At 47.9% G+C, this 14423-nt stretch carries 16 protein-coding genes and 1 pseudogene; 12 read left to right on the plus strand and 5 right to left on the minus strand.

All coding sequences use genetic code 11. The features are described from left to right. Window positions 1-48 precede the first annotated feature (48 nt). Genes AJ81_RS04290 through AJ81_RS04315 form a run of 6 tightly spaced genes read left to right on the plus strand, consistent with a single transcriptional unit; the run spans window position 49 to window position 4370 of the window. Window positions 49-960: an RnfABCDGE type electron transport complex subunit D gene (locus AJ81_RS04290; RefSeq protein ID WP_031504764.1), complete on the plus strand. Its 912-nt coding sequence runs from the start codon at window positions 49-51 to the stop codon at window positions 958-960. Continuing rightward, window positions 957-1589, plus strand: a complete 633-nt coding sequence (locus tag AJ81_RS04295; protein ID WP_031504765.1) for an FMN-binding protein — start codon at window positions 957-959, stop codon at window positions 1587-1589. Before AJ81_RS04290 ends, AJ81_RS04295 begins: the two co-directional genes overlap by 4 nt. Before the next feature lie 4 nt (window positions 1590-1593). Beyond that, window positions 1594-2193: an Rnf-Nqr domain containing protein gene (locus AJ81_RS04300; RefSeq protein ID WP_031504767.1), complete on the plus strand. Its 600-nt coding sequence runs from the start codon at window positions 1594-1596 to the stop codon at window positions 2191-2193. 5 nt (window positions 2194-2198) lie between these two features. Continuing rightward, window positions 2199-2789 (plus strand): NADH:ubiquinone reductase (Na(+)-transporting) subunit E, encoded by a 591-nt coding sequence (locus AJ81_RS04305; protein WP_031504769.1) that lies wholly within the window; start codon window positions 2199-2201, stop codon window positions 2787-2789. 4 nt (window positions 2790-2793) lie between these two features. After that, window positions 2794-3900, plus strand: a complete 1107-nt coding sequence (locus AJ81_RS04310; protein WP_031504770.1) for an NADH:ubiquinone reductase (Na(+)-transporting) subunit F — start codon at window positions 2794-2796, stop codon at window positions 3898-3900. A 14-nt stretch (window positions 3901-3914) separates the two neighbouring features. Continuing rightward, on the plus strand, window positions 3915-4370 hold the full coding sequence (locus AJ81_RS04315; RefSeq protein WP_031504771.1) for a hypothetical protein: 456 nt from the start codon (window positions 3915-3917) through the stop codon (window positions 4368-4370). A 98-nt stretch (window positions 4371-4468) separates the two neighbouring features. Here AJ81_RS04315 and AJ81_RS04320 read toward each other — a convergent pair whose 3' ends face one another. Continuing rightward, window positions 4469-6850: an ATP-dependent Clp protease ATP-binding subunit gene (locus AJ81_RS04320; protein ID WP_031504772.1), complete on the minus strand. Its 2382-nt coding sequence runs from the start codon at window positions 6848-6850 to the stop codon at window positions 4469-4471. Window positions 6851-7066: 216 nt separating this feature from the next. Between AJ81_RS04320 and AJ81_RS04325 the strand changes: the two genes are divergently transcribed. The 5 genes from AJ81_RS04325 to AJ81_RS04345 all read left to right on the plus strand — a co-directional run bounded on the left by AJ81_RS04325 (window position 7067) and on the right by AJ81_RS04345 (window position 11210). Further along, window positions 7067-8416 carry a B12-binding domain-containing radical SAM protein gene (locus AJ81_RS04325; RefSeq protein WP_031504774.1) on the plus strand — a complete coding sequence of 450 codons (1350 nt, stop codon included), beginning with the start codon at window positions 7067-7069 and terminating at the stop codon, window positions 8414-8416. Window positions 8417-8433: 17 nt separating this feature from the next. Next, window positions 8434-9192 carry a metallophosphoesterase family protein gene (locus tag AJ81_RS04330; RefSeq protein ID WP_031504775.1) on the plus strand — a complete coding sequence of 253 codons (759 nt, stop codon included), beginning with the start codon at window positions 8434-8436 and terminating at the stop codon, window positions 9190-9192. 46 nt (window positions 9193-9238) lie between these two features. After that, window positions 9239-10435 (plus strand): FprA family A-type flavoprotein, encoded by a 1197-nt coding sequence (locus AJ81_RS04335; RefSeq protein ID WP_031504776.1) that lies wholly within the window; start codon window positions 9239-9241, stop codon window positions 10433-10435. Between the two features lie 5 nt (window positions 10436-10440). Further along, complete coding sequence (locus AJ81_RS04340) at window positions 10441-10632, plus strand: hypothetical protein (protein ID WP_031504778.1); 192 nt, start codon at window positions 10441-10443, stop codon at window positions 10630-10632. A 314-nt stretch (window positions 10633-10946) separates the two neighbouring features. Next, complete coding sequence (locus AJ81_RS04345; protein WP_031504779.1) at window positions 10947-11210, plus strand: hypothetical protein; 264 nt, start codon at window positions 10947-10949, stop codon at window positions 11208-11210. A gap of 19 nt (window positions 11211-11229) precedes the next feature. Here the strand turns inward: AJ81_RS04345 and AJ81_RS04350 are convergent, their stop codons facing one another. The 4 genes and pseudogenes from AJ81_RS04350 to AJ81_RS04365 all read right to left on the minus strand — a co-directional run bounded on the left by AJ81_RS04350 (window position 11230) and on the right by AJ81_RS04365 (window position 12626). Next, the gene (locus AJ81_RS04350; protein ID WP_031504781.1) at window positions 11230-11478 is read right to left on the minus strand and encodes a hypothetical protein; all 249 of its coding nucleotides are present in this window, start codon (window positions 11476-11478) and stop codon (window positions 11230-11232) included. Window positions 11479-11534: 56 nt separating this feature from the next. Then, window positions 11535-11696, minus strand: a complete 162-nt coding sequence (gene rd, locus AJ81_RS04355; protein WP_031504782.1) for a rubredoxin — start codon at window positions 11694-11696, stop codon at window positions 11535-11537. A gap of 9 nt (window positions 11697-11705) precedes the next feature. Then, window positions 11706-12101: a class II SORL domain-containing protein gene (locus AJ81_RS04360; protein ID WP_031504783.1), complete on the minus strand. Its 396-nt coding sequence runs from the start codon at window positions 12099-12101 to the stop codon at window positions 11706-11708. A gap of 11 nt (window positions 12102-12112) precedes the next feature. Continuing rightward, window positions 12113-12626 (minus strand): annotated as a pseudogene (locus AJ81_RS04365) (rubrerythrin family protein). Between the two features lie 296 nt (window positions 12627-12922). Between AJ81_RS04365 and AJ81_RS04370 the strand changes: the two are divergent. Then, a complete protein-coding gene (locus tag AJ81_RS04370; RefSeq protein ID WP_031504784.1) occupies window positions 12923-14233 on the plus strand; it encodes an alkaline phosphatase in 1311 nt (436 codons plus the stop codon). Window positions 14234-14423: the final 190 nt, after the last annotated feature.

Consider the following 14423-nt stretch of genomic DNA (forward strand, 5'->3'; position numbering starts at 1 on the left):
AAAAAAAGTGTAATATATACTTGAGGACCTGTCCGGGAGGGCTTTTAGATGGTGAAACAACCGTTAATGCGTAGAGTTGTTCTTTCGCTCTTACCGATTTTGGCCTTTGCCGTTCTCAACTTTGGTTGGAAGGTTCTTCTCAACGTTTTGATTTCGAATGCGGTTTGCTTCACTACAGAATGGGTTTTTGAGAGGTACAAGAAGAAGAAACCGACCGAATCCATATTCGTGACTGGAACAATCTTGGGTTTGATACTACCACCATCGATACCTTTTTGGATCATAATGGTTGCAGGTTTCTTTGGAACCTTTTTCGCCAAAGAAGTTTTCGGAGGGTTTGGACGAAACGTGTTCAATCCTGCCATGGTTGGAAGAGCCTTCGTTTTTGTGAGTTTTCCAAGTTTCATGACTGCGAGTTGGAACCTGGGTGTCTTTCCAAACGGTTGGCGTTTCTGGCTTTCTCCTCAACTGATGAGTGGTGCGACGCCTTTGAGAGCAGCGAAATTGGGAATGCCGGTTGCGGTCCAAGATTACTTCAAGATCTTTTGGGGTGACATACCAGGCTCTGCAGGCGAGACCGCAAAATGGTTGATAATCATCGCCGCGGTTTATCTGGTTCTAACGAAAACTGCTTCTTTCAAGATAATAGTTTCGACCTTCGGTGGAGCAGTTCTTCTGGCTTGGTTTTTCCAAGTCCTTGGTGTCTCTCCAATCGGCACGCTTCAAAGTTTGATCTCGGGTGGTTTGCTCTTTGCAACCGTCTTCATGGCGACCGATCCTGTGAGTGCGCCAAGGACCGAGAGAGCCAAGTGGATCTACGGTTTGCTCATAGGTTCTTTGACGATAATCCTAAGAACGTTTTCCGCCTTCGTTGAAAGTGCCATGTTCGCCATTTTGATTGCGAACATGTTCGCACCGCTGTTGGATCTCTTGAGCCAGAAGAAGGTGGTGGCAAAATGAAGAAAGAATCGGCCGTTTACACCATCTTGTTCATGGTCGTGCTTTCGTTGGTTCTGTCAAGTGTCCTTGGTTTTGTGAGTTCATTCACCAAAGAACGAATTGAAGTGAATCTCACCGCGATCCGTGCGAAAGCGATTTTGGAAGCCGTTGGAATGAATGTTGACGAAATGGACTTGAGAGAGATAGAGAAAACTTTCAGAGAGAAGATACAGATCGACGAATTCGACGGTAGAAGGGTCTACTTGACAAGCGTGGATGGGCGTCGCATTTATGCCTTCGAGTACACCGGAAGTGGCCTCTGGGGTCTAATTTTGGCAGTGATCGCGCTCGATGAATCTTTCGAGAGACTGGCTGGAATCTCCTTCGTGAGACATTCTGAAACGCCTGGACTCGGTGGAAGGATCGACGAGAATTGGTTCAAGAAACAGTTTTCCAGGAAGAAGTTGGCCTCCTCTTATCCTTATCTGACTTTCGCCACCAACGTCGCCAAACCTGGCAACTACGATCCAGAAGATCCAACGGTGGATGCCATCACCGGTGCAACGGGGACATCGAAGGCTGTTGAAAGACTGGTGAACGAGGCAATAAAGCAGTGGAAACCGATCTTGATGGATCGTTACGGAAGGTGAGAGAATGAACGAAAAAGTTGGCAACATATTCAGAAGAACGATTTTCTTTGAAAATCCCGTGATCGTCCAAATACTCGGCATATGCTCGACCTTGGCGGTGACGAACAAACTCTTGAACACTTTGATCATGTGCATCGGCTTGACGATGACCACTTCTTTGTCGTCCTTGAGCGTTTCTTTGATGCGAAGGATGATACCGAGAAAGGTGCGCATGATAGTGGAAGTTTTCTCCATAGCCTTTTACGTGATCATCTTTGACCTTTTCTTGAAGGCTTACTTGCCGGAGATATCCGTGGCCTTGGGGCCGTACGTGGGCTTGATCATCACCAATTGCATAGTCATGGGTAGGACGGAGGCCTACGCACTCGCCAACTCCCCAATGATGTCCTTCCTCGATGGGCTGGGATCTGGACTTGGTTATTCTCTCATACTCTTGATCGTGGCGACCATAAGAGAGATCCTTGGTTTTGGTTCTCTGTTTGGATTCAGGATCTTCGGGGAAAACTTCGTGAACTGGACGATCATGGTGATGCCAGCGAGCGCCTTCTTCGTCTTGGCGGTCATTCTTTGGATCTTCAAAGCCATGATGATCAAGAAGAGGTGAGGTCCATGGGTGAGATCAGCCCATTCGTTCTTTTCTTAGGTTCGATTTTCACTGGGAACATGGTCTTGTCATACTTTCTGGGAATGTGTTCTTTCATATCGGTTTCAAAAGAGATCAAGACCGCGAACGGTTTGGGAATGGCTGTGATTTTCGTCATGACTGTGACCACAGCGATAAACCACGTTGTGTACCACAACCTCTTGGTACCGTTCGGCTTGGAGTACCTCACATACATAGTTTTCATAATCGTCATAGCTGCGTTCGTTCAAGTGCTCGAAATGGCCATAGACAGATTTTCACCAACGCTTTACATGAACCTTGGGATCTTCTTGCCTTTGATCACTGTGAATTGCGCAATTTTGGGGATCGCTCTGTTCATGGTGGTCAGAAACTATGGACTCATTCAGTCCATCTTCTTTGGTCTCGGCTCAGGTGTGGGTTGGTGGCTTGCAATCGTTGCCCTTGCAGCCATAAGGATGAGGCTAAGAGAACAGGACATACCGGTGCCTTTGAGGGGAGCTGGGATAACCTTGATCATCATAGGTATCATGGCCCTGGCGTTCATAGGATTCTCTGGTGTTTTCAAACTTCAGTGAGGTGATGAGATTGCTCGCAACGATACTCGTTCTATCGGCTGTGTCGGTCTCTTTAACCGGTTTAGTCGTACTCGCCGACAAGTTCATAAACAACTATGGGGAAGTCGAGATAGATGTGAACGATGGGAAAAAGAAATTCAAAGTGAAGGGTGGCTCGTCTCTGCTCAGTTCACTCGCCGAAGGCAAAATATTCGTCCCATCTGCTTGTGGTGGCAAGGGAAGCTGTGGCTTGTGCAAAGTGAAGGTTTTGAGCGACGTTGGTCCCATCCTACCCACCGAGGCACCGTACCTTTCAAAAGACGAAGTCGCACAGAACGTTAGACTCTCCTGTCAAGTGAAAGTGAAGAAGGCGATAAAAGTTTGGTTGCCAGAGCATCTGTTCCAAATAAACGAGTATCGAGCGAAGGTCGAAAAAATCGTGGATCTAACGTACGATATAAAGGAGATAACTCTCAAGTTGATCGATCCCCCAACCATAGAATTCAAGGCGGGTCAGTACATCCAGCTGATCATACCTCCCTACGGTGATGTGAAAGAGCCAATCATGAGGGCTTATTCGATGTCTTCACAACCATCGGTGAAAGACAGAATAGAACTGATCATAAGAAAAGTTCCAGGTGGCTTGGCTACAACCTACATCCACGAACATCTCAAAGTTGGTGAAGAGCTGAAGTTCATCGGCCCGTTCGGCGAGTTCTACTTGAGAGAATCCAACTCCAAGATCATCGCCATAGCTGGTGGATCGGGCATGGCACCCATAAGATCCATCATACTCGATATGTACGAAAAGAAAATAGAGAGGGAAACTTATTTCTTCTTCGGAGCAAGATCGAAGAGAGATCTCTTCTATGTCGATTTCTTCAAAAATTTGGAGAAACTTTATCCGAGCTTTCATTTCATACCTGCTCTGTCAGAACCTAAGCCCGAAGACAACTGGGAAGGTGAGGTTGGCCTCATCCCGCAGGTGGTAGAAAGATACCTTGACAGATTCTCTCCAGATCAAGTTGAAGCTTATCTTTGTGGAAGCCCCGGCATGATAAACGCCTCGATCGAAGTTTTGAAAAAGTTCGGTCTCAAAGAGGAAAAGATCTTCTACGACAAATTCGCATGAAGGGGGGGAAAGATGTGAAGCAAACCCCTGATTTGGAAAAAGTGCAAGAGAGAATGAAACCCGGTGTGATAAGCAGTTATGGCTTTCTGGGGACGGACGATCGAAAACTCATCGATATACTCGACGAAGACGACAAAAAGGTGACCGCGCTCGGGCTCACGCACCAAAAGATAGCCGATAGGCTGCAATATTTCTATGAAAAAGCCAAACATGCCACTGGAAGTTGGGTAACTGTCGACGAACACTTCGCCGTGTACGTGGATGATGTGAGAGGGTACATGCCGTGCCCGTTCGGTGATCCCGGACTGTATCCAAAAAACTACGTGATCGTCGAAAACAAGAAGATCAACGAAAGATTGATCTTCTCTTATCTTTCGATCCACTTAATAAGAGAACACGGCTTTTACCAAGGCAGAGGTTCACCTTTCAGGATCGATCCAGAAGCCGCCAAGAGGATTTTGGAGATGTGAACTGCTTTGTTGCATTCGTCTCGGCGCAAGCAATCAAGAGTAAGAAACTGTCACAGCTGGTCGAGTTCATATAAAAAAAGAGGAGCTTACGCTCCTCTTCATTGCTTTTTGACCAATTCTCTGGCGACTTCCAGCTTCAGTTCACCGTCTCTGTAATCCACTCGAACAGTTTGACCTTCTTTCACCTCGCCCGCGATGATCAACTTCGCGAGCGGTGTTTCAATCTCTCTTTCGATGAGCCTTCTGAGTGGTCTTGCACCGAAGATCGGATCGTGTCCCCTCTCCGCGAGGTACTCCTTGGCCTGTTCGGTTATGACGAGTTCGATCTTCTTGTCCTTCAACCTCGAACCGAGCTTCTTGATCATTATCTCGACGATCTGCTTCATGTGCTCCTTCGTCAAAGGCTTGAACACGATCACGTGATCCAACCTGTTTATGAACTCCGGTCTGAAGTAGCGTTTCAATTCCTCACGCACACGTTCCTCGAGTTCTTCGAACCTCTTACCTTGCCTGACGTATTCAAGTATCAAATCGCTCGCGATGTTGCTCGTCATGATAACTATGGTGTTTCTGAAATCGACCACGTTTCCTTTCGAATCTGTCAATCTTCCATCGTCCATGATCTGTAAAAGGACATTGAACACATCCGGGTGGGCCTTCTCGATCTCGTCCATCAGGACCACGGAGTACGGCCTTCTGCGCACTGCCTCGGTGAGTTGACCTCCCTCTTCGTAGCCGACGTATCCCGGTGGTGCTCCTATGAGCCTCGAAACGCTGTGTTTCTCCATGTACTCAGTCATGTCGATCCTGATCAACGCACTCTCGGTCCCAAACAGCACCTCTGCCAAAGTCTTGGCGAGCTCGGTCTTACCCACACCTGTCGGCCCCAGGAACAGGAAAGTTCCGACTGGCCTGTTGGGGTCCTTGATCCCCGCTCTGGCCTTCCTTATGGCATCTGCGACGACGCTGACGGCTTCCTCTTGGTCGACCAACCTCTCGTGGATGATCTCTTCCAGCTTGAGCAACCTCTCTTTCTCGGACTCCAGCATCTTTGACACGGGAACCCCCGTCCAGGACTCCACGATCTCAGCGATCTTCTCGGCGGTGACGGTGGGTTTGCCACTCGTCAAAGAATCATGTTCGCTCTTCAACTTGAACAGTTCTTTCTTGAGTTCCGCAGCCTCTTTGTACATGGATTTGACGGTGTACTCGTCGATCTTTTCTTCGAGTTCTTTCATCTTCTTTTCCATTTCACGAATCTTTTTCTCGTCCTTCCCCTGCTTGGTCGAAGCCATCTTCACTCTTGCAGCCGCTTCATCGATCAAGTCGATCGCCTTGTCTGGTAAGAACCTGTCGGTGATGTACCTCGAAGAGAGCTTCGCCGCGGCCTCGATCGCTTCGTTATCTATCTTCACCTTGTGGTGATCCTCGTAGGTCTTCTTCAAGCCCTTCAGGATCTCGATCGTTTCCTCTATCGAAGGTTCCTTGACCAAAACGGGTTGGAACCTTCTGGCGAGCGCTTTGTCCTTCTCGATGTGTTTTCTGTACTCGTCGACCGTCGTGGCACCTATGACTCTTATGTCACCACGCGCGAGTGCTGGTTTCATCATGTTCGCAGCGTCAATCGCTCCCTCAGCCGCACCGGCACCAACCAAGGTGTGGATTTCGTCTATGAACAGAATCGTGTTCTCTTTCTGTTTCATGAGTTCGTCGAGAAACGATTTCAACCTCTCTTCGAACTCTCCCCTGTACTTGGTACCAGCGAGCATCCTTCCAAGATCAAGCATGAGTATCCTGAAGTTCTTCAACTGCTCAGGTACTTTTCCTTCGACGATCCTCTGGGCGAGCCCTTCAACGATGGCCGTCTTTCCCACACCGGGATCGCCTATGAGGATCGGGTTGTTCTTCGTCTTCCTCATCAAGATCTCTATGACTCGCTCCACCTCTTTGTCTCGACCTATGATGGGACCGATCTTTCCTTCCTTGGCCATCTTGGTCAAGTCCGTCGCATAGAGGTTCAACGAAGAACCTTCAGCAGCGAGTTCCTCGCTCTTTTCCTTAGCCTTCTGCAAAAGTTTTTCGTAATCAACACCGTGTTTCCTCAAGATCTGAGCAGCCTGTGATCTGCCTTCTCTGAGAAGGCCAAGCAAAAAGTGCAAAGGTCCGACGTCCTTTTGGTTGAACAACCTCGCCTCACGTCTTGCGAGCTCCAGAACGTACGAAAGCTCACTGGAAACGTAAACTTGATCTGAGAAACCGTAGTATATGCCGTACTGTGATTCGACGCTTTCTTCAAGTTCTTCGGTGATCTTGTTCGTGTCGATTCCCAGTTCCTCGAGCAACTTCGCCGCTTCGTTGTTGCCATCGTACAGGATCTGAAGAAGAACGTGCTCAGGCTTGAGCAAGTTCTGATTGCTATCCTTGATATTCTCAATGGTTTTCTCGAAAATCTCCCTCATCTTTTCGTTGAGATTCCTCATGATGACACCTCCGAAGCATAATTTAGCAGAGTATTCTTACGAGCGCTAAACATACAAGTGACAGTATATAAACATAAGAGTGACACACATGTGAAAACACGATCTACGAAGGACAAGCTGGGCCATTTCTCCATCGAAGCGGGGAAGGTTCAATTGGATTTTCATCTCTGCGCTCGCCTTGCTAACTTATATAATAGCAGCAAGGGAGGATTCAACATGAAGGTTCTTCTGATCAACCCAGCGCACAAGGGTTACTATTTCAGACTCGGAGCAATCTATCCACCGCTCGGATTGATGTACATCAGTTCCGTTTTGAAACGTGCGAACCATCCCGTGACGCTCATCGACATGAACGTTCAGCCTTTCGACTGGCAAAAATTCGACTATTCAGACTTCGATGTTGTCGGTATCTCAGTCGACACACCGAGGTTCCCACTCGCAAAACAAATCGCACTGAGAGCAAAAAATCATGGAGTGATCACGGTGCTCGGTGGACCTCACGCGACCGCCGAGTACGAGAGCATACTTAAAGAAGGAATATGTGACTACGTTGTTCTGGGGGAAGGAGAACGCACTTTTCTGCAGTTGATCGAATCGCTTGAGCGTGGAGAACCACATCCCCAAATAGGTGGTCTGGCCTATCTGTCGGAAGGTGAAGTTTTTGCCAGACCACCTGAATTTGTGCAGAGCCTCGACGAATTGCCATTTCCGGACAGAGAAAATGTGAAGCTCTACAAGACAAAGTTCTGTGGTCAACCAGCAACGAGCATGATCACCTCGCGTGGTTGTCCGTTCGACTGCGAATTCTGCAGCGCCTCTCAGTTCATGGGCCGCCGGATCAGAGAGAGAAGTGTGGAAAACGTGCTGGAGGAACTCGAGCTCATCAAAAAGATGGATTACGGCTCGGTGATCTTCTTCGACGACAACTTCACGCTGAATGCGAAGAAAACGATCGAACTGTGTGAAGGAATGCTGAAAAGGAACCTCAACTTCCGTTGGTGGGCGTTTGCACGAGCAGATGAACTTCTGAACAGAGAAGATCTACTCGAAGCGATGTCGAAGTCCGGTTGCAAGATGCTCTTCATTGGTTTTGAGAGCGCTGAGGACAAGGTCTTGAAAGAATACAAGAAAGGATTGTCGAGTTCGATCGCATTCGAGGTCATCAAGCTCTTGAAGAAGTACAAGATCGATGTGTTCGCAAGTTTTGTCATCGGCGCGCTCAGCGACACAAAGGAATCGATCATGAAAACCGTTCAGTTAGCCAAGAAACTGAAGGCATCGATCGTGCAATTTTCGATTTTGACTCCTTATCCTGGAACAAGACTCTACGAAAGACTCAAAAGTAAGATCTTGTCCAAGAACTTCTCCTTGTACGATGGCACCCACTTGGTCTTCGAACATCCAAATTTTTCTCCATCTGAGCTGAAAAAGCTTTTCGTTAAGGCTTATTATTGTGTCTACACTTCACCGAGAATGATCTTCACGCGTGGCATTCCTTTTCTTTTGAAACTCTTGAAAAACCGAGGAAAAGACGAAAGCTACGATCTTCGCTTTGGCGAGACTTGAAGCTCGGAGGTGAAACTGTGCGTTTGGCGTTCTTGGGAGATGTTCATGCAAACTTGGAAGCGTTGAACGCAGTCTTGGAAGACATAGGCAAAAAGGGTGTCGATGAGATCTTCTGCCTCGGCGATCTGGTCGGTTATGGACCAGATCCAGAAAATGTGGTTCAAGAGATCAAGAAAAAGAACATCAAAACCATCATGGGAAACTACGACGATGCGGTTGGATACTCCAAACAAAGCTGTGGTTGTAGTTATTCTCCAGGAAGAGAAACAGAAGTTGGAGATGTCTCACTCAACTGGACCATAGAACACACATCCCAAGAGACGAAGGATTTTCTCAAAAAACTTCCACGAAGACTCTCGTTCGAAGTGGAGAACGTCAAGTTTCTCTTGGTGCACGGAAGTCCCCTGGATGAACTTTTAGAGTACGTCACACCGCAGATCGATCCAGACAGACTTCAAAAGATCGCTCAATCCACGAGTGAGGATATCATCGTGAACGGTCACACGCACATTCCCATGGTCAAGTGGGTCTTTGGAAAACTCGTGTTGAACCCCGGCAGCGTGGGAAGGCCAAAAGATGCTGATCCCAGAGCTTCATATATGATCGTCGAAGTCAAGAAAGGAACAGTTCAGGCTCAGATCGTGAGAGTTCCCTACGATGTGAAGAGGACCATCGAAAAGATCGCGAAGAACAACTTGCCGATGGAACTCGCCACAGTCCTCGCGTTGGGTCAAACCTTCGATATGGGCCCGGGGAAGGTCAACTTCTTCCTGTGAATGTGGTATAAAAAAGTTGAAGTCTTCTTCTTCGGAGGTGTTGAGCGTGCCAAAGATTTGGACAGAAAGAATCTTCACAGATCCTGAGGTTCACATCCTGAGAATAGACGACGATCACATTAAGTATTTCGAAGCAGTTTGGGATATTCCCGAAGGCATAAGTTACAACGCCTATCTTGTCAAGTTGAACGGTGCGAACATCTTGATCGACGGTTGGAAGAAGAACTACACAGACGAGTTTCTCAAAGCTCTGTCCAGTTTGATAGACCCAAAGCAGATCACGCACATCATCGTGAACCACACCGAACCAGACCACAGCGGAACACTGCCTGAGACTTTGAAGCTCAACGAGAACAGAGCCAAGGTCATCGCCTCCAGCTTCGGTAAAAGACTTCTTGAATCTTTCTACGGTATAACCAATGTCGAAGTGGTTTCGGACAATCAAGAAATAGAAATCGCCGGCAGAAAGTTCAAATTCGTCATGACTCCTTGGCTCCATTGGCCAGACGCGATGGTCACACACGTGGACGGCATTCTCTTCGGTTGCGACGTTGGGGGTGGTTATTCTCTTCCACCGATCATCGATGATTCGAACGAAAAGATCGTTGAAGAATACTTACCGTACGTCACGAAGTACATCGTCAACGTGATAGGACACTACAAAAACTACATCATCGAAGGTGCGAAAAAGTTATCCACACTTGAGATAAAAGCGATACTGCCTGGGCACGGATTGATATGGAAAAGAGAACCTCAAAAACTCTTACAACACTATCTGAACGTGGCGAACGGTGTTGCTGAACCGAAAAAGATCTGCGTCATCTACGATTCAATGTATGGTTTTGTCGATAGAATTATGAAGAGAGTGGTTGAGATCCTGCAGGCCAAAGGTTTCAGTACAATCGTCTACAAATTCTTGGACGAGGATCAGCCTTTCGAGAGCGAGATCTTGAAGGACATTCCAAGCAGCGCCGCACTCGTCTTCGGTGTCTCAACGTACGAGGCAGACATTCATCCAAAGATGAGGTACGTTCTATACGAGATCTTGGACAAGGCCAACTACGAAAAAACCGCCATCTTCTTCGGTGTCCACGGCTGGGCAGCGTCTGTGGAACTGACAGTGAAGAAGCTCTTGAAAGACTCCAAGTTCAAGTTCGTCTCCTTCGTCGAAACGAAAGGTGGCAAGATCGAAGAAGCAAAGATCGAACAGGCCATCGAGCAACTTCTCAAAGAACTGGAGTGATACGAGTGAAGATCGCCGTGGGGGGATGGGTTGAACTCGCGAAAAACCTCGCGGAACACCACGAAGTGACGATCGTCGAGAAAGAGAACTTGGCATACCACACAAAACCCACGATGAGCCACTACATAATGGAAGATGGATCGAGGCCTCCTACAAAAACGGAAAGATCGTCGAAGTCGGGATCTTCGAAAACATGAAAAACGTACGAATGTGGAGGAAAAGCTCAAAGATTGAGAATTCATCTTGAAAACTCGGCGCTTCAAGATGTGCTATGATATTTCCATAGAACCAAACCTGGGTTTGGTAACCAAACTGGGGTTTGGCGCGTTCTTTTCCCTGAAGCCAAAAATGGTTTCCACTGAGCCTCGATCGTCTCGCCGAAGATTTATTCGAAAAACAAAAGGCGAGGCCAATGTGAAGGCCACCTCTTCGCAAGACACACACCTTTACACTCTCGCAGATCGGTGACTATGACAGAACACTCACACAAACATTTGAGATAGCCGAAAAGATGGTTGAAAGTGAGCTGAATGAACTTTTCAGAAAATCTCCCAATTATCGCATCGTCCTTGAAGCTGTGGCTCACAGAATGGACACCTACTCCAAGATCAAGAAGTACTTCCTTATGAATTCGATCTCTATAAACGACACAACGTTGCCAAAGCTGATCAAATCACTCGTGAAGTATTCGTACCTTGAGGAACGCATCGAAAACGGTTCAAAACGCTACGTGATTCTCGACCCGATCGTCGAAAGAGTCATGTTGAAATGGTGAAAACCCCCCTTGCGGGGGGTCATTCTTCATCGAAGGAAAGTTCCATGTAGTCTGCTTTCACTCCGGGTAGTTTGTTCAGCTTATCACACAGTTCTTTGTGCTGTTCCGGGCTTCCGACAAGTTCCAGAACGATCAGTCCAGCTTCGGAACAGTTATCCAAAACTCCATCGTGAAGACCAAGCCTCGTTTTGATCAAACACCCCCAAGCCGTGAGGATCTTCTGCACTCTGTCGGCTGTTTCTTTCCTGTTCTTCACCAGTATCGCCATAACGGTTTTGATAGGCACCTGCGCCACTCGAACACCCCCCAGCTTTCAAAGACCATTCATTCGATCGGTTCAAAGTCCTGTTTTGAAGCTCCGCACATCGGACAAGTCCAGTCATCTGGTAAAGCTTCAAAAGGTGTCCCTGGGGCTATTCCACTGTCTGGATCACCTTTCTCAGGATCGTAGATGTACCCGCAGAGAATGCATCGATACTTTTTCATGTTCTCTCCTCACTCCTCTACAACGATTTTCTTGCTGCTCTCCCAAAGACCGTGTATGTTACAGAAAGAGAGCGCCAAAATCGTTCCAGATTTGTTCAGCTTGACCTTGTTCGTCACCGTCGGTTCTGTATAGACTGCACCAGTGTTCGGTCCTTGAACAGATTCTCCGTGCGCGTTAAACTCGTACTTTCCAATCTCGTACACATAAGGATCACCATCTGGTTGGAAGAAAACCTGTATCCACCTTATGTGGTGCTCTGTGGTGTTGGGGTGTGGAATTTCCTTGCCAACAGTGACAGTGATGTGGAACGGTTCATTCTTTTTGACGCTGTCAGGTGCCTCGATCACGGGAACGTGTTTTTCCTTCTTGAAATCCTCACTCTTGATGAAATCAGCCAGTTTCATACTATCCCTCCTCACACAGAGAATTCCCTGTAAGAATTCTTCGGCGCGCCACAGACCGGGCACTTTTCTGGTGCTTCACCTTCTACCGTGTGACCACAAACAGAACATATGTAGATTTTTTTCAGCCGCGTAGTCTTCCTTTTTCTCAGCAAGTTGCTTCGCTTTCTTGTACATCTCTGCATGGATCTTCTCAGCTTCCCACGCGAACTTTGTACTTCTCTCTGCGCCCTTTTCTTGCTGGAACTGTGCGACGGTGTTGTACACAGGATACATCTCGTTGATCTCGAACGTTTCACCGTCGATGCACTGTTGAACGTTCTCTGGCATTTCTTTGTAGATCTTGCCGAGTTCCCTGTAGTGGTTTCGAGCATGCACAAATTCTGCGTAGGCAATGGCTCTGAACAGGTTCGCAAGCTTCTTCAATCCGCGCTGTTCCGCCTCATCTGCGAAGATCAAGTACTTCATGTGGGCCATGCTCTCTCCCGCAAAGGCATCCTCGAGGAACTTCTTCGTCATCTCCCTCATAAGATCACCCCCAAAAGCGGAGTTTTCTGGTCTTATTATACCATCCAATTTGTTGGATGGAAACATTTCAATACAGTATCGAATTCAAACAGAAGCTTTATTGGCACCTTCATTTGAAGATTTGAGCCTCTTTCATTAAGGTCTTCTCATACTGTGGAAAGTCCTCTGAAATTAGGGACAATCACTCAAACATATGCGTAGGTTCTTATGAAGAATTCCTCACCTATTCAAAAATTCCGTCAAACTCTCTTCAGTACGGTAGTCTTGGGACTACTCAAACTGCGGAGGTGAAGGCTGTGAGGTTCAAACTGTTCTTGACACTCGCTTTGGTAGCTTCACTGAACCTTGTTGTCTTGGCCCTGAACGTGATCTTCTTAGTCGGTGACGGGATGAGCGCGAACCAACTGGTACTCGCGAGCATATTGGAAAACAGACTCCTCACGACGATGACGCTTCCCTACACGGGCCTGACGGTCACCTACTCGTCGGACTCGTGGGTCACAGATTCGGCTCCCGCTGGAACGGCACTGTTTTGTGGCTTCAAAACTCTGAACAAGGCCATCGCTGTTCTTGCCAACGGTGAAACGGTGCCATCGATCTTTGAAATCGCAAAAAAAGCTGGCTACAGAATCGGAATCGCCGTGACTTGCCAGATAACTCACGCCACACCTGCAGCAATCTACGGACACGTTTCCAGCAGAAGCGACGAATTGACACTCGCCAAGCAGTTCGTCGAGTCAGGGACCGTGGACGTTGCCTTCGGTGGTGGTTGGCAATGGTTCTTGCCCGAGGGCAAGGGAGGCGTTAGAAAGGATGGACTCGACCTGATTGAGATGCTTGAATCGAAGGGCTATCAGTACATAACGAATGCGGACGAACTCAAAGACGTTTCTGCTCAGAAAGTTCTCGGTCTCTTCGCGAAGAACTACCTCGAACCGGTCTCCGATAGACCAGCCAACCAGCCCACGCTCGACGTGATGACCGCAAAGGCAATAGAATTACTCTCCAAAAGCGGTCAACCTTTCATGCTCATGGTCGAAGGTTCGCAGATCGACTGGGAATGCCATGCGAACGACTTCTACGGCGCTTGGAAGGAAGTCGTCGAGTTCGACAACGCCGTCAAGGTTGCACTCGATTTTGCGAAGAGGGACGGAAACACTCTCGTCATCGTCACGGGAGACCACGAAACCGGTGGACTTTCTCTGTCCAATGGGGGTTATACCATCAACGTCGAGCAAGCGAGAAAAGCCAAAGGTACGACAGCGATGTTTTTGAAACAGTACAACGTGGCAGACAAAGAGAAATTCTTCGCCGGATTGAAAGAATGGTACGGTATAGAGCTGAAGGATTCTGAATACGAATACTTCACCAAGCTTCCTGCCAACAACCTGAGAAGAGAGCTTGCCAGATTCGTCAGTCAAAAGGTGGGCTTCGGTTGGACCACGTACGATCACACCGCTGGAGTCGTTCCCGTCTATGCCTTCGGACCAGGTGCGCACTTGTTCACAGGATTCATGGACAACACCGACGTGGCAAAAATGATAATGAAGATCACATCTTTGAACACCGTGAGCTTCCCAAAGGTCCCTGCAGCCGCGGGGTATTGATTCTCACCGGGCCACGTTCGTCCTGAGCGTGGCCCATTCTGTTATGCTCCGACAAAACGAATTCACATCAATTCTTTCATTCATCTCAATCTCACGAACAGGATGGACCTTCTGGCTTAACTTGTGTAAACTGTGGCGGGCATCGTGTCAGGTGGTTGCGAAGGCCTTCATTCAGCGCAAGCAGATTTGC

This window comes from Pseudothermotoga hypogea DSM 11164 = NBRC 106472, assembly GCF_000816145.1.
In the GTDB taxonomy this organism is placed as follows: Bacteria; Thermotogota; Thermotogae; order Thermotogales; family DSM-5069; genus Pseudothermotoga_A; species Pseudothermotoga_A hypogea.